This is a genomic window from Luteolibacter flavescens (genome assembly GCF_025950085.1).
Classification (GTDB): Bacteria; Verrucomicrobiota; Verrucomicrobiia; order Verrucomicrobiales; family Akkermansiaceae; genus Haloferula; species Haloferula flavescens.
The window spans coordinates 448,616-467,744 of record NZ_JAPDDS010000004.1 but is presented as its reverse complement, the minus strand read 5'-3'; the positions used below and the strand labels follow the sequence as shown (position 1 = coordinate 467,744).

At 60.6% G+C, this 19,129-nt stretch carries 12 protein-coding genes and 1 tRNA gene; 6 read left to right on the top strand and 7 right to left on the bottom strand.

Features of this window, described 5'->3' with window-relative positions; genetic code table 11:
• The first annotated feature begins 3,008 nt into the window (after positions 1-3,008).
• Positions 3,009-3,626, top strand: coding sequence for a PEP-CTERM sorting domain-containing protein (locus OKA04_RS09925; RefSeq protein ID WP_264500999.1), 618 nt, complete (start codon positions 3,009-3,011; stop codon positions 3,624-3,626).
• 333 nt (positions 3,627-3,959) lie between these two features.
• Here the strand turns inward: OKA04_RS09925 and OKA04_RS09920 are convergent, their stop codons facing one another.
• The 4 genes from OKA04_RS09920 to OKA04_RS09905 all read right to left on the bottom strand — a co-directional run bounded on the left by OKA04_RS09920 (position 3,960) and on the right by OKA04_RS09905 (position 11,097).
• A complete protein-coding gene (locus OKA04_RS09920) occupies positions 3,960-4,268 on the bottom strand; it encodes a type II secretion system protein GspG (protein WP_264500998.1) in 309 nt (102 codons plus the stop codon).
• A 338-nt stretch (positions 4,269-4,606) separates the two neighbouring features.
• A complete protein-coding gene (locus OKA04_RS09915; RefSeq protein WP_264500997.1) occupies positions 4,607-6,214 on the bottom strand; it encodes a DUF1501 domain-containing protein in 1,608 nt (535 codons plus the stop codon).
• 5 nt (positions 6,215-6,219) lie between these two features.
• Positions 6,220-9,540 (bottom strand): DUF1800 family protein, encoded by a 3,321-nt coding sequence (locus OKA04_RS09910; protein ID WP_264500996.1) that lies wholly within the window; start codon positions 9,538-9,540, stop codon positions 6,220-6,222.
• Between the two features lie 114 nt (positions 9,541-9,654).
• On the bottom strand, positions 9,655-11,097 hold the full coding sequence (locus OKA04_RS09905) for a hypothetical protein (protein WP_264500995.1): 1,443 nt from the start codon (positions 11,095-11,097) through the stop codon (positions 9,655-9,657).
• Between the two features lie 655 nt (positions 11,098-11,752).
• Between OKA04_RS09905 and OKA04_RS09900 the strand changes: the two genes are divergently transcribed.
• The 4 genes from OKA04_RS09900 (at position 11,753) to OKA04_RS09885 (ending at position 13,491) form a co-directional block, all read left to right on the top strand.
• Positions 11,753-12,364, top strand: a complete 612-nt coding sequence (locus OKA04_RS09900; protein ID WP_264500994.1) for a hypothetical protein — start codon at positions 11,753-11,755, stop codon at positions 12,362-12,364.
• A complete protein-coding gene (locus tag OKA04_RS09895) occupies positions 12,361-12,591 on the top strand; it encodes a hypothetical protein (RefSeq protein WP_264500993.1) in 231 nt (76 codons plus the stop codon). The genes OKA04_RS09900 and OKA04_RS09895 overlap by 4 nt, the downstream gene beginning before the upstream one ends.
• On the top strand, positions 12,588-13,118 hold the full coding sequence (locus tag OKA04_RS09890) for a hypothetical protein (protein ID WP_264500992.1): 531 nt from the start codon (positions 12,588-12,590) through the stop codon (positions 13,116-13,118). The genes OKA04_RS09895 and OKA04_RS09890 overlap by 4 nt, the downstream gene beginning before the upstream one ends.
• Positions 13,119-13,206: 88 nt before the next feature.
• The gene (locus tag OKA04_RS09885) at positions 13,207-13,491 is read left to right on the top strand and encodes a hypothetical protein (RefSeq protein ID WP_264500991.1); all 285 of its coding nucleotides are present in this window, start codon (positions 13,207-13,209) and stop codon (positions 13,489-13,491) included.
• A gap of 3 nt (positions 13,492-13,494) precedes the next feature.
• On the opposite strand, the gene OKA04_RS09880 is transcribed toward OKA04_RS09885, so the two are convergent.
• Positions 13,495-13,932 carry a hypothetical protein gene (locus OKA04_RS09880; protein ID WP_264500990.1) on the bottom strand — a complete coding sequence of 146 codons (438 nt, stop codon included), beginning with the start codon at positions 13,930-13,932 and terminating at the stop codon, positions 13,495-13,497.
• Positions 13,933-14,026: 94 nt separating this feature from the next.
• Positions 14,027-14,110, bottom strand: a tRNA-Leu gene (locus OKA04_RS09875).
• A gap of 425 nt (positions 14,111-14,535) precedes the next feature.
• Between OKA04_RS09875 and OKA04_RS09870 the strand changes: the two genes are divergently transcribed.
• Entirely contained in the window at positions 14,536-17,475 is a 2,940-nt protein-coding gene (locus OKA04_RS09870) for a M16 family metallopeptidase (RefSeq protein ID WP_264500989.1), read from the top strand.
• Between the two features lie 515 nt (positions 17,476-17,990).
• Here OKA04_RS09870 and OKA04_RS09865 read toward each other — a convergent pair.
• Positions 17,991-18,869 carry a hypothetical protein gene (locus tag OKA04_RS09865; RefSeq protein ID WP_264500988.1) on the bottom strand — a complete coding sequence of 293 codons (879 nt, stop codon included), beginning with the start codon at positions 18,867-18,869 and terminating at the stop codon, positions 17,991-17,993.
• Positions 18,870-19,129: the final 260 nt, after the last annotated feature.

The window sequence follows — 19,129 nt, the reverse complement described above, 5'->3', positions numbered from 1 at the left end:
CAGGAAAGTCTGCGATCTGTTGTGGCCCTCGGGCTTCTGCGTCTGGTGAAGACTAATTGAATCTTGCCTTTGCAGAGAGACCGTCGTTGTTCGTCCCCAGCCAGCACTGGCGCGCACTGGATACCGGCAATGAATGCCGGCGCAGCAGCGGGCCGAAGCATTCCATCCGAAGGTTGGAATGCCCTTCGACCCACGTACTCCTGCCATGCACTTTCCAGTCTCACTGAGCGAAATCCGTCACGTCATCCGAAGGCGGAAGCGAGTAAGATTCCGCTATCTGCGGCAAGAAGTGACCGCGGATTTCTACATCCTGGGACAAGCTTGGAAAACCTCGGCCTACGTGGTTCATGCCTGGTGCGTGGAACCCGAAGAAGGTTGGAGGCTTTTACGTTACGCGATGATCCAGAACATGGAGTCCGCAGGAGAGATGGAAGGCCCACGACCGGACTTCGACCCCTACCATAGGGACATCCAAATCATCGATACTCTTGCCTATCCCGGTCTGCCGAGACGCGGTGCGTGAGGATTTCCCCATGGATTCATTCAGGATTCTCTGTTCCCCGCGGGCTTCATTCCCCCCCGGCCCGTGGTGCGCTCCTCGAAGAGCACGAGGAGGGCACTGTCGTTCTCATCTGACGTCCAAAGGGCTCCAAAAATCCTTTGCATACGTTGACTTCCATGTACTGTAGACGGCGCTGATTTCTTCACGACCGGTGGAAGCCGGGGGGCTTGAGAAACCACCGTCGCGACGAATCCAGCGAACCATTGCAATGATCGGGCGCGTTCTCTCCAACGCCTCGCTCGGAGCGAAAAAGTCGATCTCTCATTCGGGGGGACGAGAGATCGACTCAGCCATGGGTGCCCTCTCCATCGTTCGGAGAGGGCACCTCCGGTCTGGCACACACGCACACCGGTGCCTCCGGGGGGAGCCACACTCAGAACATAGCGCTAGGAACGTCGCAAGAAGTTCGCGAATCAGTTAGATTAAAGCCGCGCCATTTTCCGCCCTAAGTTCGCCATGAATCTTTCCCGGCTCAGTGCTCAGCAGCGAGCAATTTTGAATCTCGCGAAGAGGAATGGTGGGAAATGTTCGGCCGAGTCCATTTATAGGGAGTTGTTCGGGCATCCTCGCAAGAATGGCAACGGAGTCGGTCGCCGTGATCCTATACCCCAATCTACTCGCGTCATGGTATCTTGTCGCCTCGCGCGATTGGTCAATCGCGGGCTGCTGGAGCGCTTGGCGGATGGCAGAACCTTCATATTAACGAATCCCCAGCGAGAGGATCTCTACTGACGGCTTCCTTCGCGCACGGACTCCTTTGAAATTCTATACCACCTCGGAGAGAAACTTCTCAGTCTTGGCGTCGCTTCAACTCACGTCATGAGCACACGACGGGCATCTGGGAGGATTGCCCGCGTGCCCGACACGAGCGCCCGCGGGTCTGTCCCCGCGGGCGCTTCATTCCACCCTTACCATTCGCTTGCCTTTCGCAACATATGCGGGGTTCTGCAGGCCGAATTGTCTGGGTGAACGCCTGTCACGGGAGGACGATGAAGGATGGCCTCACATCTAATGAAGAACGGCGAGGTCTGCTGTGACCTCATTCCATCAGCCACTCACCCACTTCCGGTAACCAGATCGCAGACTTGGCATTTCTGCACGCTCGTGGCCGACCAAAAGGTAGAAGCGCGCGTAACGGATCGCTTTTCACTCCGCTGTCCTGCGCTCGCCGGACCGCTACCGTTCCGATTTTCTCAATGCCGTCTGGGCGTTGAGGGGTGGGAAGTGGAGGGACAGCTCCTCTACTGAACGGTTGCGCAGACGCGGGGCCTTTGAGGCCCGGCGGAAATCCCAAGCGGGGAAACTAGGCAATATCACTACAGGTTTCGCAGCCTCTGCAGGGTTAAGCCCGGCAAATCACCTCGTCGGAGGACGATGCCGGACGATGGTCCAAGATGGACTCTCACCTCATGAGGAACGGGGAAGTATGCTGCAAACTGCTCTCGTCCTCCAAGCACTCGTTCCCCGTGTTTCGGGACAATCGCTGGCACGGCTGCACTCTCATCTCTGACAGGCGGATCGAATCTCACTCTCCTGACCTTCTGACGATCCACTTCTCGTCTTCCTCCAACTCCATCCCTTTCGAGCTCGATAGCTGTTCCGAGGGAGCTGACGGTTGGGAGCTTCAGGGCAGGGTTCTCTACTGACCAGGGTTCCAACCGTCGTAGCGATGACAGCCAATGTTACCCTCGCCACCGTCAGAGACGCGGTCCGCACGTATTCTTGCGCAAAGTTCAACTACGAAGGTCTGCCGGTTACGGCTGATCTCTACCTTCTCGGGCAAGGGGGCCGGCATATGGCCTACTTAGTTCTCGCATGGTGCCTTTTCCCTGAGCCGGAATGGCGGTGTCTGCGATACGCTCACATGAAGGACTTTGAGGTGGTTGGGCCCGTCGAGAATCGTCGTGAGGACTATGATCCACGGCACCCCGACATCATTTTGATCGACACCTGTGTGGCAGCAACCGGATGGCGGAATGCCTAGGATGGCTTGCGGGTTCACCCTGCAGGCGCTTCATTGCAGTACCTCCTGGGGTCGAGGCATGTGATGTGGAGAGAAAAATTCTCTTCCGATGACTCCTTCGGTGGCGCGTATCGAGATGTCAGCTTATCCACCAGTGGTGAGACGTGGGCGGAGGTCTTTCGAAGTAGGTTGGGCCGTCGCTCCCACGGACAGCATACGGTGAAATGGAATCCGGCGGGTCCACGGGCCCTCCGGGGTCATACAAGCCCCCCCCGGATGGAGGGGGGCAACCCTAGCACGGCGTTTGAGTCTGAATGATGGTGACCGCTACTAGAGAAGCAGTAGCAAGGGGGAAAATCGGCTATAAAACGAGGCCTCTGGCAGAGGCTAGAATCCAAACGCACGCGTGATCACGTTATAGGGGCATAAAAGGTTTGCTCCGCTTAAACAAAGTCGCGTTCTCTCCGCGCGCAACTACCCACTATGACCACCCGCACCCCTTCACGATTGGGCCTTCTCTCACTCATCGTCTCCGCTGCGCTAGCAAGCGCAGCACAGGCGGCCATCACCTTCTCCGGCGGCGGCAGTGATCCCATCACGATGACCCTCACCACGGATCTCGTGATCCCGGTCACCACTACCTCCAACAGCACTTACAGCATCGGATTGCTGCTTCCCGACGTCTATTCGACGGCGGCCACCGGCTTCGCTCGCGACGCCGTGAACGAAACCTACGGCACCCCCGGGAGCATCACCGTTACCATCAACCTTGCATCGGGCGGCAGCGTTCCGGGCTATTTCTTCCAAGCGTTTGGAGGCCTTTCCTCCGCCTCCGGTGCCATTGGCGTGCACGACTTCTACGGTGGCATCCTGCTCGATTCCGGTCCGAATCTCAAGGTGGGAGACTCCATCACCGTGAAGGCAGGAACCCTCACCTTCAGCTCGGAATTCATCCGTCTGCCGGACAAGCCAATCGAGTCGATCAAGATCTACAACGGGAACACACAGGCATTCATTACGGCTGCCAACCCGGTTCCGGAGCCCACTGCCGCCCTGCTTGGTGGCCTCGGCGTGCTCGGCCTTCTCCGCCGCCGCCGCTGATACTTGCGTATTTCATGCAACCCACCGTCCGGAAGGATGGTGGGTTTTTTCGTTTCTGGAGACTGCCGTCCACATTTCGGCGATTCGGGCGCAGTTTGGCGAAGCAACCGTGGCGTGCTCCTCCTTGGTGGCGGCGGCCTTGATCGCCTCTAACGCCAGTTCGACGGCCGTTGCGATGAGGCTTTTTGTCTCCCTTTCCGTAATTGGCTAGGTGAAGAGTCATCTGAACTTCATCCGCGAAGGGATTTCTCTGGCCAGCGTTGGAGGTGCTTCGCTTTTCGCTGCGGCGAACTTGGCTAATAGAGATCCGACGATAGATTCCAAACATGGCGCTCACCGAAAATTGAGATCGTCGCTGTTCCACATGATTCGATCCGGTCCGGCGCAGCGGATCTCCATCTCGCTCGATGAGATCTGGTGGAAAAAGTAAGGCGTTCCCCAAGGATCGACGAGCTCCCCCTCGTCATTGAGCCGATGGCCATCCCAGAGCTTGATCACCACCTTCCTCGGGTTACGTCCATTAAGCGCGCTGATGATCTCCGCATTGTTCCCCACGGGATTGCCTCCGAGCATGAGGCGGAAGTCCCGCAGCACGAACTGAAGATGCCCGATATCCTGCTGCACCCCCCCGATTCCTGACATGTCAGGAAGGGGAACATCTTCGGGCTTCTCCGTCGCGGAAGCGCCGGCGGGAAGTCCCGGAGGCCCCCCTACCTGCGCTCCTGCCGGGGCGGCTTTAGTGGCTGGAGGCGGTGTAGCGGGAGATGGTGTCCCCGTGCCCGGAGGAACAGGAACCTCTACTTCCTCCGGGGCCGCTACCACTGACGAAGTCGCGTCGGGAAGGGTGTCTGAGGACGGTCGAGCCTGATGCTGTGGTGAAGTTGTGGAAGGCATGGCACTTTTGGAACCATGCCATACCCAGAATCCTATCCCCCCTACCACAGTGAGCAGAGCCAGTCCTTTGAATCTGTTGGCATGCATCAGGTCGTGCGCATGAAGCCGAGGTTCCTGTTAGAAAAGTGAGTCAGATTGGGGAAGATCAAATTGAGTCCCTCTTCGCTGACGCCGAACCATCTTCCCAGCGTAGCACTGTATGCATCAACGGAGGTGGTGGGAATCCATCTCCCTCCGCCCGCATCGTCAGGGCTGCTGCCAAGAAATTGGTTCGGGAAAGCACCATAGGTCTTGCCGCCATCAAGGGCGCTGGTTGCTTCGCCATTGCCGCCGAAGATGAAGTGATGTGCACCCCAGCCGTGATCGCTACCGAGTCCATTTGACCGGAAGGTTCGGCCGAAGTCGGACGCGGTGAAGGAAACCACCTTGTTCTGGATCCCGAGGTGATCGCCCATCACCCCCAACTGCTCCAAGGCGCGCTGGAAGGCGAATACGGCGTCGCTCAGCTCGGTGAGAAGCTGGGCGTGGGTGCCCACCGATGGATTCCCGGAAAAAACTTGGTCCGCGTGGGTGTCGAAGCCCCCTAGTTGAACGAAGAAAGTTTGTCGCTTCGACATTCCCAACGCAACCCTGGCAGCAATCATGCGGGCCACCATCTTGAGCTGGCCACCCAGCGAGGTCCTTGGGAACCCGAGTCCGGTCCACGGTGACCCACTCGGCCATGCGATGTCCCATACCCATTCACCGGGAGAGCCATCCGTGCAGCGTTCACCGACCTCCACGGTGTCATCGAGCGCTTGGTTGACATTCACGCCGCTGGCTATGGCATTACCCAGCACGCCGGCATAGGCGCTGCGCTGCATGTTTTCCGGCGTGGGAATCTCGACAATCTTTCCCAGTGCTTGGTGCCATCCTCCAAGCCATTCGTAGCGCTGTGGTCCTTCCGGAGTGGCTGGGCCGATCGGAAGTCCATCAGTCAGGGTCACCGCCCCCTTGGACGCCACGCTGAATGGATGAAAGTGCTCACCCCGCTGGAACGTGTTCGTTCCCGAGACTGAGATATTGAGGGATGCCAATTGGCCGACATCCTCCACCCCATTCAACAGCCAGTCCCCCATCCGCCCGGCCCAACCGGTCTTCGGCGGCTCATCGGGCCAAGAGGTTTGCCAGTGTGTGGTCTGGTCGCTGTGGGAATAAAGCTGCGGAGGAAGAGCCGCAGTGCCGGCCAGATACTCGGCCTTGATCACCGGCCGCACCAATGGCCCCACGTTGAAAAGCACAGCGGCCTTCTTCTCCTCGAAGAGTTTCTTAATCCCCCCGCCCCCTGCCGCCGTGCCCAGCGCCGGATGCAGGGCGAAGGGATGAATGACCGGGTCGCTGCCTGATATTGGTACGGTTAGCGGCTCCAGACCTGTCTTGATGGCGAGCAGGTTCCGGATGTCCTTGTAGTTTTGATACGGTGTCGACCTGGTGTCGATGATGGTGTTGTCCGAGTCATTGCCACCGGCAAGGAAGATACAGCAGAGAGCCTTGTAATCACTGATGTCATCCAACGGTCCCTGAGCAGAGGCTGTGTTGATGAGGTTCAGGTCCCGCATGAGGGCGGATGCAGCGAGAGAACCGACTCCCGCGCGCGCCGCATGGCTAAGGAATCCACGGCGCGAATAGAATTTGAGAAGGTCTTTGGGAGGCATGGGTTTTATCGTTGAATGATGAAATCGGGCGAATTGACCATCAGGTTGACGACTGTGAAAAGGCGCTCACGCGGCGATGAATGGTCGTGGAGCGTCGACACCGTGCGGCCCGGATAGGTGTAGGTGGTGTCATGTGCGATGGTGAAGCTGTTCGCCGTCGGCACTGCGGTGATGACGTGGGTCTTGCGGGGTTGCTCGGCCACGGGCGCAGGGTGGAACATGATCCGATCCCCGACCGCATACGTGTGTGGCACCGAAGTTGTGATCGTGACCTTATTGTCCACCACCGTTGAACTGCTGCTAACCGTCTTGTTGGTGACGAAGTCCTTGATCACCTGCTTGCCCTCAGCCGGGAACTGCCCTGCCATCAGGCGTTTGTTCAGTTCGTCGATCAGGTTGTCCAGATCGTTGCTGGCCATCAGGGACATCCACGGAGTCAGATCCATGCAAATGATCTTGTTCCCCTGCAGGAAGCTGGCCAGCCCCTGCGTGCCGCTGCGGGGCGGCCACATGAAGAAGGCGTCGTGCACGAAGTTCGCCTGGTTGATCACACTGGTTCCAGTCGTGAGCTGGAATTCCGGTGTCGTGATGTCAGCCCCCATTTGCGGGAACTGATAATCGGGCCGGTAGAAGTTGAAGACCGATGGAGCGCCCAGCGGAGTCTGATTCAAATCTCCCTGCCAATGGTTTGCAGCCGGCACAAAGCTCGTAGTGTGCATCTTCCACAGATTCACTGCGGGATCACCGTCCGTGGAAGGGAACGCACGGGCAAGTGCAGTGATGCGAAGGACAGGTTCTCGCTGCTTTCCGAAGGTCGGTTGAGTGAGCATCGATGCGGACCTGGCTTCGTGATCTAGCAGGATGGCCTTTACAACGGAGTCCATGTTGCCCCGGCCGTTGCGGCGGTCCTGGCCGGTGATGGGATCAATCCCGCTGGTGCCGTCGTTATTGAAGGCGGCAACCACGCGATAGACATAGCCCGGGCTCGGATTTGAGGTGACGAGGCGCTGGATCAACTGCCGGCAGATGAAGGGACCGCAATTTGGATGGTTGAAGATCGAGTCGAGCACTGCATCCAGTTCTGCATTTGGGAGGCCTACATAGGTAGGGTCCGAGGCAAGGCCGGAGATTGAGGCGTGGCTACCGTAGGCGGGGACATTCTGGCTGCCAAACTTCGGCATGCCGGGAAGCACCTCGTTGTTCAGTATCCGCTTTTGGCCAGTAAAGTGTTTTCCTGGATAGGAAATCATCGGACGGATGTATTCCGGCACGTGCCTCTCCGGCGGGGCGGCTGGGGCTGGGGCATCAGGATCCGACTGCTTCAGAAGATTCCATTGGGCAATCAGATCCGCGTCGTAAAACCAGGGATTGTAGCCCGGAATGTGGTATTCGTAGTCCCATCCCGTGAAGATGTGAGCTATCCCTTCGACGGTTTTCTGGTCATAGGTCGGGACAGGCTTGCCCGCGGAATTGAGCAGCAATGAACCGTCCGGGTTCAAGCGGTGCATCCCGATGGAGAAAAGCTGCAGCAACTCGCGCGCATAGTTTTCGTTCGGAACGCGTGCGGTCGACACGAGCGTCGGATCGGCATCCGGCTTCTCGTTCCTGAGCATGTTCAGGTAGAGCCCCATGGCGGGGTGCAGGGTGACATCTTTCAGGATGGTGCGGAAATTCCCAAAGGCGTTCTTCGCAAGGGCATCGTCATAGTAGTCACTGGTCGCGTCCGAACGAGGGTTCAGCGCGGTGTTGGAAATCACCATGGTCTGACTCAGGGCGAACGCGACACGCTGGCGGAGTTGGTCACGCCCGGTGATCGCGGCACGCCACCAAGCGGAGTAAAACAAGTTGTGCCAGTAATGGTTGCCCGATCCTGAGGAATCCCACGTTCTCTTTTTCTGGACGTAGTCATGCAGGCGGGTCTGGGGGATCACGGCAGGATTCATTTGCTCGTTGATCCACCCTTCGAATCCCAGAGACTGAACGCGGGACACGTCGTAGGGAATGACGTTCGAGCCTGAACCTGCGGCCGTGGCGTTGGTCCAGACATCGTTGATGTCATAGGTAGCGTCGGTGAGCCATCCGCTCGGACCGTAGGTCGCCTGTGTGAGGAAGCGCACAGCCGCATTGTAGTTCTTGTGGCTCTCCGGATTGGAGGCATTCTGCGGGGAGTCCGTCCAAGTCAAGGCCGCCGGCGGGGTGAAAACCGGTGCCGGCTTGCCGAGACGGTTCCACAGTGCAGAGGCCGGAATGATCTGCGTGGGCGTCGTGACATTGATCGGATCCTGATGGGCGGGAGTCGTTGGCACGAGCCAGCCAACCTTGATGTGGTTGCCTCCGGTGCCCGCCTTGTGCCGCACCTCGATATGGTAGGGCTTGCCCTTCTCCAGCCAGAGCAGTGTGGACTTCCCGGCATTGGCATCAGTCCAGTTGTTGGCGTCGGTGGACGATGTGACCGAAGCGCGGAGAATGGAATTCACCGGATCGTCATCATTGCTGATGTAAAGCTGGGCGGTTCCGGAAGCCAGCAACCAGAAGCGATAAACACCGCTCGCAGGTGGCACGAGATAACCCCGGAAACGCTCGCCGTAATTCACGCTGGCGGAACTGTCCTCCAAGGGATTGTTGTCCCGATCCGTGGTGCCCGGCTGCGAGCCCGGACTGCCCGGAACGGTCCCCAGCGGGATGGTGGAGATGTCGGTGCCCGTGATGCCGGTCCATCGGTCGTGCTGTAGACCGGATGGATCAAAGCTCAGTAGATACTTCACTTGGCCTAGGTTTGCAGCGGCATAGTCATTTGCATTGCCCAGGACATTGCTCCAGAAACTCAGGTCGGGGTAACCGACTGCCCGCAGGCGACCATAGATCATGGAGGAAACAGCCTTGAGCTGGCCTACGTTCACAGCGGCGAAATCTTCCCGCGTGATCCCGGGGGCAGGCGCGGCGTTCCAAGATGCGACTAGATTGTTGAGTGCCCGGCCCGCGCCATCACTGGTACCGGCGCCATCGACCTCATCGGGCAGGCGACTGTTCATCTCCGCCACCGCGGCGGCCACCATGGTCTTGAGCTGACCTTCATTGACTGTGGCGAAGTCATCGCTCGCCGGATAGTGGCCACTAGCCCAGAGAGGTGTCGCGGCAGGTGGATCGAGACGTTTGATCACGTCCCGCTCGAACCACCAGGCGGGAAAGTGGACAGGCTTGTCCGACGGAACCGGCCCGGCTAAAAGCTGGGTCGGGAGGAAGCTTCCTACGCAGCCAAATGCGAGGGAAAGCAGCAGCGGACGGTGCAGAAGAGGGACCTGCCGGAAGCTTGGATTAGGCGTCATGCGCGGGTAGGGTTGGAGAGGTGGGCCCGGAGAATTGCGGACGGGAGCGCCTTCATCTCGAAAGCGAGCAACCGCAGGATACCTCCCCGGACAGGCAGACGGATTTCAAGACGATCAGGGCTTTTCCCCGCTCGTGAAGGTGCCCATGGACAGCTCGCCGGAAGGCTGGACGAGAACCTTTCCAGATGTGGTAACCCGAAGGGCATTCTTCCGGGCCGACGTGCCCGTTCCAGCACCCACGGTGAAAACGCCCTTGCCACGATCTGTGGCGGGGGTCGTCGCCTCAGTGGATGTGTCATTGTAGGCGCCCACGATCACTTGACTGGACCCGGCAGGAACCGTCCCAAAAACGGTTCCCGATCCCGCCGCGAGGCTGCCGTTCTTCTTTACCACGAGAGCGTTGGAGCGGTTTGACGCGTCCACCCCATTCCCCACCACGAAGATATCATCCGTCGCAACCCACTGCGTGTGATGCGGGGTGCCCGCGAAATTGTAGGTCCCAACCACCGTTGAAGCGTAGGCTTGCGAAACGGTGCCTATTCCCATCGCAGTGCCGTAATAGGCATTGGCTTGGGACTTGCCCATTGCGGTGGAGTAATCACCACCTGCGGCAGAGTTGCCCATTGCGGTCGAATACGGACCGTAGGTAGTCGAGTTTCCCATCGAGGTTGAGTACGTCGCATTGACGTGCGTTCCTGAGTTGCCCAAAGCGTTGGAGTAGTGCCCTGCGGCACTCGATTCTCCCGTGGCAACGGACCTGTTTCCTGTGGCCATTGAATTCGGCCCTGTCATCAGCGAACCAGTAACGCGCGCGTTTCCGGAACGCTCGACCATAAAGGCATTCGACCTGGAGCTGCCGTTTATACCGTTGCCCACAATGAACAGTGCATCGGACCAGTTCAGGTTCGGTGTACTCGTGCCTTGGAGCGTGTTGAAGTGGCCCACAACGAACTGGCTGTATCCTTGGGCCGTGGTTCCATAGCCGAAGCCGCCGGAATACACGCCGGGTGCCGTCACCGTATTACCGAAAGCAAAAGAATTTGCGCTGCTGGTGCTGCCGCTTCCAATCGCAAGAGCCGTCTGACCTGCGGTCAGGACTGAATGTCCGCCGACCTTGAGGGTGCCGTTGTTTACCTCTACGTTCAGCCCATCGAATTTCGCGGTCATGGCGGGGCTTGCGATGCTGAATAGCGGTTTGTCGGTGGAGAGTCCGCTGATCCATTTATCCCCCTTCCACACGTTGAATACACCGCGTCCGTAATCTCCGGCAGTGTCGGACGCCAAGACGATATCGACGGGGTTTCCGTAGAGGGTCAATCCGCCGTCGATGGCTCCGCGGCTCAGGCTTTCATCGGGGCTGTACAGAAGCAGCCCCCCGTTATAGGAGCTGAATTCCATCGAGTGAAAAGTGCCTGCGGAATTGGTGCCGGTGAACGGGTAGATGGCACTGTCGGAGCCAGGCGCTCCGAAGGTTGCGCCAAGGGGAAAATTGGTCTGGGAGTAGGAAGCTCCTACGAGGGAGAGAGACAACGTGAGGAAAACCGAGGAGGATCTCATTGGGAAGGGTCTATTCTTGGATTCAGAAACAAGATTCGTGATCTTCTATCAGAAACATATGAGCAATACCGCTCGATCAAAGGGAAGTTGATTTCGATCAATGTCTCATTTTGGATGCTGATGACCGAATTACCCCCTAGCGCAGTCATCTTCCAATTAGGCAAATCCTTTCAGACGGATCTGGCGTCGATCCACGATCAACCGTCGGGCAAAGTCCCAGTTTGTGGCTAATTTCCGTCGGAATGGATCCGATTTTGATATTGTTGGTTGGCGCGTCTGAATTCTGAAAAATGACGCGCCCCGATTGCCTGAATAGAGTCACAGCATACTTCGCCGAAGTTGACATGCCGTCGCCAGACCGCCCGCAGAATCCCCGAGCTGAACGTGCAATATTTATTTCTAATCCTCGATGAGTAGAACGAAGGCCACTTTTTGGAGTGGCACGGGCCCAGTGATTGGATAGTCTCATTCCCGTTGGGGCTAGCACCTCGACCCGCATTCTCAGGCCCGGACCACGAATCCAGGCGCGGAACAAAGAACAGAGATTTGAGGGCAACCTCGGCTACCCGTCTGCGAGTCGTGTCGCGGGGGGAACGCGTGCTAGCGCTGCCGGGGTTGCCCTCTCTCTTTGACCCGAGAAATGAACAAGCGACAGATGAGCCCCGCACCAGTGGAAACCGGGGACAACGTGCAGATCGAATTCACCGCCCCCGCCTCGTTGCGGCAGCGGCTACGCCAGGAGGCGGCAGCAAACCGTCTCACCGAGGACCAAGTGATGAACGCCGCGCTGATCGGCTACCTCGATGGCGCCGCTGCGGAGAACCGCTATCTCAACTCGATCCTCGACGGCCCGCTTTGCAGACGGAACCGGATCGAGGTCATGGAGCCCCGTTGCTTCGTGGACGTCGAGCTGATGGTGCCGGCGTCCGCCAAGGCGCTTTTCCTCGGCCCCGGGCTTGCCGAGCTCCCCGCATCCTCCGTGCGTGACGAGGAAGACGTGACGCTTCGCGCGAGGCAGTGGAAATCGCCCCATCAGCTCTCCCCCGGCTTTGTCGCCCCCGCACGGCGGGAGTGCCTTGCCGAGATGCAGAAGGAGGTGCCATCAGCCCCTGCCGCATTCCGCTTCAAGGAGGCGGATTGGCATCGGATCGAGCGGCTGGCCGTGAAGCTGGAGATCACCGTCGGGGACTACCTGCTCGGCACGGTTGGCTATGCGGTGTGGCTGGACCGGACCAAAAAGGCAGCAAAGGAAGGAGGTGCGCGTTGATTGCGACCCACCCACCCTCCCCCGGCTTCTACTGGTGGCGGTCCGATGCCCTCGACGCGTGGCAGGTGCTCGAGGTGAAGGCCGACCTGCAGGAAGGCGGGGCACTCTACGTCCGCCAAGACTATGCCGACGTCTATCAGGCTGGCGACGCCCCCGACCATCCATGGTTCGGGGAGTGGGTCGTGCCCGCGATCGAGCCGCCGGCCGTAGAAAGGGGGGCGTCATGATTGCCTCCGAGCCACAGTGGATTCACCGGGCCATCTTTGCGCCCGCTGACGTGAAGCCGCTCAGCTTCGATGTGCCATCCGCTCTGATCGAGGATCTCAACTCCTTTTGGGCAGAAAAGCCCGACTGGAGGAAGGGAAGCATCCTAGGGATGATCGGCCACAGCATCGCAGTGGCGCTCAATCACCGGCAAATCTGCGGCCCGGAGCCCTTCAACAAACCGTCAGCCGCGGGGGTCAAGTCCCCGAAATCACGGCTGCAATCGCTCAGGAAAGGCCTTCGCACCGGGGCCTGCACCCGGCTTGAAGTCGCGATTTTGGGTGATGCGTGGCGGGCGGTTTGTTCGGCAGCGAGCGACTGGGGCATTTCCCCGGCTGAGTTCATTCTGGCCGCCATCGACTACCACGCGGCCCTTGGGCGGCGGGAGGTGGCGAAGCGACAGGCGCGCAGTCCGGTCGAGCGCTTCGAGCAGGCATTGGCCCGCGAGCACCGCCAGCGACGGAAGCAGCCGGCCACCCGTGGCGAATGAAGATCCAGGCCTCGCCCTCGCAAGGGGGCGGGGCCTTCTTTTACAGTTCTGTTGCGGCTGGAAAGAAGCGGGGGAAGCCTGCCGGCGCATGAAATTCTGCGATCTCCCTATGTTAGAGCGATGGAACGCCCTAGACATCCACCTTGTCCCGATGATCGAGGCGGCCACGAAGGCCGCAACTGTCAGTCCCACGGAAGAAATGGCGGTCGCCGAAATAGCGGAGCGTCATGGGCTGAGCGTGCTGATGATGGTCCGAAAGCTGAGAAGGCATGGCGGACTCCCCTACCGGTTCGGAACGAAGTGGTTCATCAGAGCCCGTTCCTACGCCCTCGCCCTCACTGCCATCGAGATCGAGCAAAACAGGGCCGAGTGAAGCTCATGGAGCAATCTGCTCGCCGGGCAAAGCGGGAAGGAGAGCGTGGCGGCGCGCGGAAGCCTCACAGCGCTCCACGAACCCCGAGACCGTCAGCAAGTCCGAGACATCCCAGCTCCCGGCCGCGCCGGCTTCAACCACGGCGGACTGAATCAGGGTCATCGGCTCAGCCTCTTCCTGCCACTCTCCCGATTCAGCGGCCTTCCCGGTCATCTGGCCCGTTGCCCAGTGCTTCACGACTTCCAACTCGGCGGGAGTGAGGTCGCGGCCCGCGGAGCCGCCTGGTTGCCACTGAAGCTGCAGCGAGAGCGGTTCCTTCCGCCGTCCGCGGAATAGGAGCACCTCCACAGCCGTCTCGGCCTCGCTTCGCAGCACTTTCCCCAGCACGATCCCAAAAGGTCCGAGCGTCCTGCCGGTTGAAATCAGCCGAAAAGCCTTCATGGGGACGTAGGTGCACCATAGCTGCACCCACCTGTTAGATGTGGCTCAAAAACAAAGGCCGCGATTTCTCGCGACCTTTTGCTAATCAAAACAGTGCGCGCGAGAGGACTCGAACCTCCACGGGGTTGCCCCCACTAGAACCTGAATCTAGCGCGTCTACCAATTCCGCCACGCGCGCGTTTGTTTGTCTGCTTTCCTCCGGTCCGGGACCGGCGGGCCGCGAAACCATCACGGCGGACAGGGTTTTGCAATCCCGATTCTACAAAAAATTCACGGACCGGCCCGAAGGCTCTTCGCCGCCCCCTCCGCCAGCCTTCCCACGGCGCTCCACGGCGGCCTCGCCACGCCGGGTTGTAGGCGCGCGCGGCCCCTCCCCTCGCCTACCTGCTTACCTGTACGCGGGCTGCGGAGGCGGGCGGTGGGGTTGGGCTGAGGGTGGCTATCCCGGATTCCGGGGGCTTCGTCACGTTTCACCGGGAGAATCCACGGGGGCGGCCCGCTTTCTCCGTTGCCAAGGGCGGGAGGGAAGACGCAGCTTCGCTCATGCGAAATCCGGCCCCATTGATTCTCAGCCTGATCCTCGCCGCCGTGGCGGCGTTTTTCATGATCCGAAAACCGGCCCCGCCGCCGCCCGCGGCGGAGCCACCCGCTGCCGAGGGCAGCGAGCCCGCCAAGGAGGGCGACACGGCCGCGGCGGAGAAACCCGACCCCGCCACCACCGAGCCGGCGACGCTCTCGGTGAAGACGGACACGGAGGCCGCCGACGCCACGGCGAAAACGTGGCCGCAGGAGCAGAGCGACATCGCCGCCGACCCGAAGGCCGTCTTTGGCAAGCTGGAGAACGGCATGCGCTACATCATCTACCCGAATGCCGAGCCGCCGGGCCGCGTCTCGCTGCGCATGCACATCGCGGCGGGCTCGCTGATGGAGGCGGATGACCAGCGCGGCGTGGCTCACTTCCTGGAGCACATGGTCTTCAATGGCTCGAAGAACTTCACCCCGGACGAGCTGATCCCTCGGATGCAGCGCCTGGGCATCGCCTTCGGCGCGCACGTGAATGCCTACACGTCCTTTGACGAGACGGTGTACATGCTGGACCTGCCGGATCTCTCTGAGGAGATCATGAAGCTGGGCTTCACCATCATGCGCGACTTCGGCGATGGCGCGAAGCTGGATGCCGAGGAGATCGACAAGGAGCGCGGCGTGATCCTTTCCGAAAAGACCAGCCGGGATACGGTGGGCTTCCGCCTGATGGAGCAGCAGTTCGCGGAGCTGCTGCCGGGCTCGCTGCTCACGAAGCGCTTCCCCATCGGCACCGAGGAGGTGATCAAGACCGCTCCGCGCGAGCGCTTCGTGGATCTCTACACGCGCTACTACACGCCGGAGCGCATGACCTTCGTCGTGGTGGGCGATGTGAAGCCCGAGGAGATCGAGGCACGCATCAAGGAGAACTTCTCCTCGCTGACGAATCCCGCGGACCCGGGCAAGAATCCCGAGCTGGGCGAGATCAAGAAGATCGAGGGCATGCAGGCCGCGGTCTTCTCGGACAAGGAAGTGACTTCCACGGATCTCTCGCTGGTGTCCGTGCGCCCGTACAGCATCGTGCCGGACAGCTCGACGCGCCGGCTCTCCATGCTGCCGCTGGGCCTGGCGAATGCGGCGATCGGCCGCCGCTTCGAGCGCATCTCGAAGCAGGATGGCTCTCCCATCGCGAAGGGCAGCTCGTCGCGCGATGAGCTTTTCAACTACGCCGAGATCGGCTCCTTCGACGTGACGGCCGCGGATGACCGCTGGCAGGACGCGCTGCCGGTGCTGGAGCAGGAATTCCGCCGCGCGCTGGAGTTCGGCTTCACGGATGCGGAGATCGCGGAGGCGAAGGCGAACGTGCTGAATGCCTACCAGCAGGCGGTGAAGACCGCGCCGACCCGCAAGTCGGAATCGCTCGCCACGGGGATCGCACGCTCGATCAATGATGGAACGGTCTTCTCCACGCCGGAGACGGACCTGGAGATCATCGCGAAGGGCCTGGACACCATGACGGCGGAGACGTGCCACGCGGCCTTCCGCGAATTCTGGGCGGACCAGGGGATGCACCTGGTGCTGACGACGAAGCAGGAGCCGGAGAATGCCCGCGCGACGCTGCTGGCCATCTACGAGGAGTCCCGTAGCAAGCCGGTGGAGGCACCGGAGCAGAAGGAGGCCGTGGAATTCGCCTACACCGACTTCGGCCCCGCCGGCACGGTGAAGTCGCGGAAGGAAGTGGAGGGCCTGGAGTTCTCCCAGATCGTGCTTTCCAATGGCGTCCGCCTGAACCTGAAGAAGACGGACTTCGAGAAGGGATCCATCCGTCTCACGACGCGCTTCGGCAGCGGCAAGCTGACCCAGCCGAAGGACATGCCGGGCCTGGATTTGTTCGCCAGCTCGGTCTTTGACGCGGGCGGCCTGGGCAAGCACTCGGTGGACGATCTCCAGCAGATCCTGGCCGGGCAGAATGTCGGCACGGCCTTCGCGGTGGGCGACGATGCCTTCACGCTCGGCGGCCGCACCACGCCGGAGGACATCGGGCTGCAACTCCAGATCATGTGCGCGCAGCTCACCGACCCCGGCTACCGGGAGGAAGCGGTGGCGCAGTTCAAGAAGGCCATCCCGATGATCTTCCAGCAGCTCCGCCACACGCCCGAGGGCCCGCACGCGCAGATGGAGGCATGGCTCCACGGCGCGGACTCGCGCTGGGGTGTGCTCACCGAGGAGAAGCTGGGCAGCTACACCATCGAGGATGCGCGCAAGTGGCTCACGCCCGCGCTGACGAAGGACTACCTGGAGCTCAGCATCGTGGGTGACTTCGACGAGAGCACGCTGCTGCCGCTGGTGCTGAAGACCTTTGGCGCGCTGCCCGCACGCGCGGAGAAGAAGGCCGACCTGGCCGCCGCACGGAAGATCAACTTCCCGAAGGGTGCCGCTGAGAAGACCTTCACCTACGATAGCAAGATCGCCCAGGGCACCGCCATCGTGGTATGGAAAACGGAGGGCCTGCGCGGGAATACCAAGCTCTTCCGCCGCCTGAACCTGCTCGGCAGCATCCTCAGCGACCGCCTGCGCGAGGAGATCCGCGAGAAGCTCGGTGCCTCCTACAGCCCGAATGCGGGAGCGACCGGCTCGGACGGCCTCGACGGCTACGGCTACATGATGGCCATGTGCGTCGGCAAGGCGGAGGACACGAAGAAGCTGGCCGACACCGCCACCGAGATCGCCAACCTGCTCGCCCGCGACGGCACGAATGACGACGAGCTCGACCGCGCCCGCAAGCCGATGCAGGCGACCATGGAGAAGACGAAGCGCGACAACTCCTACTGGCTCGGCACCGTGCTCGCCCAGTCCCAGGAAGACCCCGCCCGCCTCGACCTCATCCGCGGCCGCGATGCCGACTACGCCTCCATCACCGCGAAGGAGCTGCACGACATCGCCATCAAATACCTCGGCCAGAAGCACGCGCTGAAGGTGCTGATCCACCCGGAGACCGAGAAGAAGGCCGAGGGCGAGTAAGCCATCACTTGGAGTGTAGGCTTCACGTCGACAGCTCACCGCACCGCGCTGGCCCCGATGCCAGCGCACCTCACCAAGCCAAGGAGCGATGACACCCGTCATCGCTCCTTTTCTTTTCCCCCGGCGACTCGTGGCGGCGGACCGTGCATTCGTAGCAGCAGCAAGAAGGTCGTAGCAGAAGGACTGCGTCCTTCTGGCGTCTCGCGCCCCGCCCGAAAAACGCCACCCGCGATCCACCGGAAAACCCCGCCCGAGAACATCGTGGTCCGCATCACTCTGCGTGCGGCGAAGCAATATCGCGGCGGGCTTCGTCCTACGCTCTCGAACAAGTCCACCAATGCGGTGGACTTCGCTCTCAGCCTCTTCGTGCGCCCTTTCCGCTCGCGACGGCTCCACTTGAGACATCACCCACGGCGAGCATCCCCCACTCCTTCCCAACCGATGAACCGCACGCGGAGCGATGCGGACCACTTTGCATGCCCGCATCGGCCTTCTTGATCCACAACACCACCGGCTCAATCCCCTGCCCCCTTGCCCTGCGACTCCAGCTTTCTCATGATCGACTCATTCCAATGAGCCCTCTTATATCCCGCTCCCCCCTTCTCGAGGATCTTCTCAAGAGCGAACTCCCGATACTCCGCATCCGAATTCGCAAACTCTTCTTCTAACAGACGGAGATCATCCGCGGAATGAACATACTTCAGGAATGGCACCAAGACGATCCGATCATCGGTGGCGCTGAAATACGACACGATCCCATCCACCGCCGCTTCAGGATCACGCTTCAGGATCGTTCCTTGGTATCCGGCGAGAAACATCGGGGCATTCAGTTGATCCGAAAATGCATCCATCATCCTCCCCTTGATTGATTCCAGCCCTGCCTCGGCGGCGGACCTTCCCATGGCCTCGGAAAGGATCACGGGAATCTCGATCGCCGAGACAAATGCCACCACCCCATCTCGATCTACTTTCCGCGCCAGGATGCCCTCGATGCCTTCCGAGTAAAACCTATCCTTGAAATGATCCGGGCATGAGGAATCAACCGCGACGAGGAAGGCCAGCAGATCCTTTCCCCGCAGCTCCGACTTGGCGACGGCCATCACGTCTTCCATTTCCCGGAGCGCAGACAGTGAATCGTTAATCGACGATCCGCGAATGAAGCGCCGGGCATGAGACATCCATCGGTCGCCTGTATCAGCGGGCCGAGCTCGATCAGACTTCGATGGCAAAGCTTGATCCTGAATCGACACGAGGGGTTTGGAAGTGTCTGGCGACGTGGCTCCCTCGACGGGAAAATCACGATCAGACGATCCGCGCGAAAGAGCCAGGAAGCAGGCCAGCACCATGAGCAGGCCAGCGACGCCGAGATATGCAGATCGCCGGGTGAACTTCATGACTCGGGGCATTCCACAGACGGCTTATCTCGAAAATCGCGTCCGCGGTCAATGTCCCTGCCAGCCTCACACCAGCCCGGCATCGTGGTCCGCATCGCTCCGCGTGCGGCGAAGCCATCTGACGGTGGGCTTCACTTTCAGTCACTTCGTGCGCCCTTTCGGCTCGCGGCGACTCCACTTGAGACATCACCCGCACCGACGTTCATCACCCGCTCCTTCCCTACCAGCGAACCGCACGCGGAGCGATGTGGACCACTTTG

Coding starts and splice junctions, on each gene's coding strand:
- OKA04_RS09925 (WP_264500999.1), top strand. CDS start 3,009: ATGACCACCCGCACCCCTTCACGATTGGGCCTTCTCTCACTCATCGTC.
- OKA04_RS09920 (WP_264500998.1), bottom strand. CDS start 4,268: ATGTCAGGAATCGGGGGGGTGCAGCAGGATATCGGGCATCTTCAGTTC.
- OKA04_RS09915 (WP_264500997.1), bottom strand. CDS start 6,214: ATGCCTCCCAAAGACCTTCTCAAATTCTATTCGCGCCGTGGATTCCTT.
- OKA04_RS09910 (WP_264500996.1), bottom strand. CDS start 9,540: ATGACGCCTAATCCAAGCTTCCGGCAGGTCCCTCTTCTGCACCGTCCG.
- OKA04_RS09905 (WP_264500995.1), bottom strand. CDS start 11,097: ATGAGATCCTCCTCGGTTTTCCTCACGTTGTCTCTCTCCCTCGTAGGA.
- OKA04_RS09900 (WP_264500994.1), top strand. CDS start 11,753: ATGAGCCCCGCACCAGTGGAAACCGGGGACAACGTGCAGATCGAATTC.
- OKA04_RS09890 (WP_264500992.1), top strand. CDS start 12,588: ATGATTGCCTCCGAGCCACAGTGGATTCACCGGGCCATCTTTGCGCCC.
- OKA04_RS09885 (WP_264500991.1), top strand. CDS start 13,207: ATGAAATTCTGCGATCTCCCTATGTTAGAGCGATGGAACGCCCTAGAC.
- OKA04_RS09880 (WP_264500990.1), bottom strand. CDS start 13,932: ATGAAGGCTTTTCGGCTGATTTCAACCGGCAGGACGCTCGGACCTTTT.
- OKA04_RS09870 (WP_264500989.1), top strand. CDS start 14,536: ATGATCCGAAAACCGGCCCCGCCGCCGCCCGCGGCGGAGCCACCCGCT.
- OKA04_RS09865 (WP_264500988.1), bottom strand. CDS start 18,869: ATGAAGTTCACCCGGCGATCTGCATATCTCGGCGTCGCTGGCCTGCTC.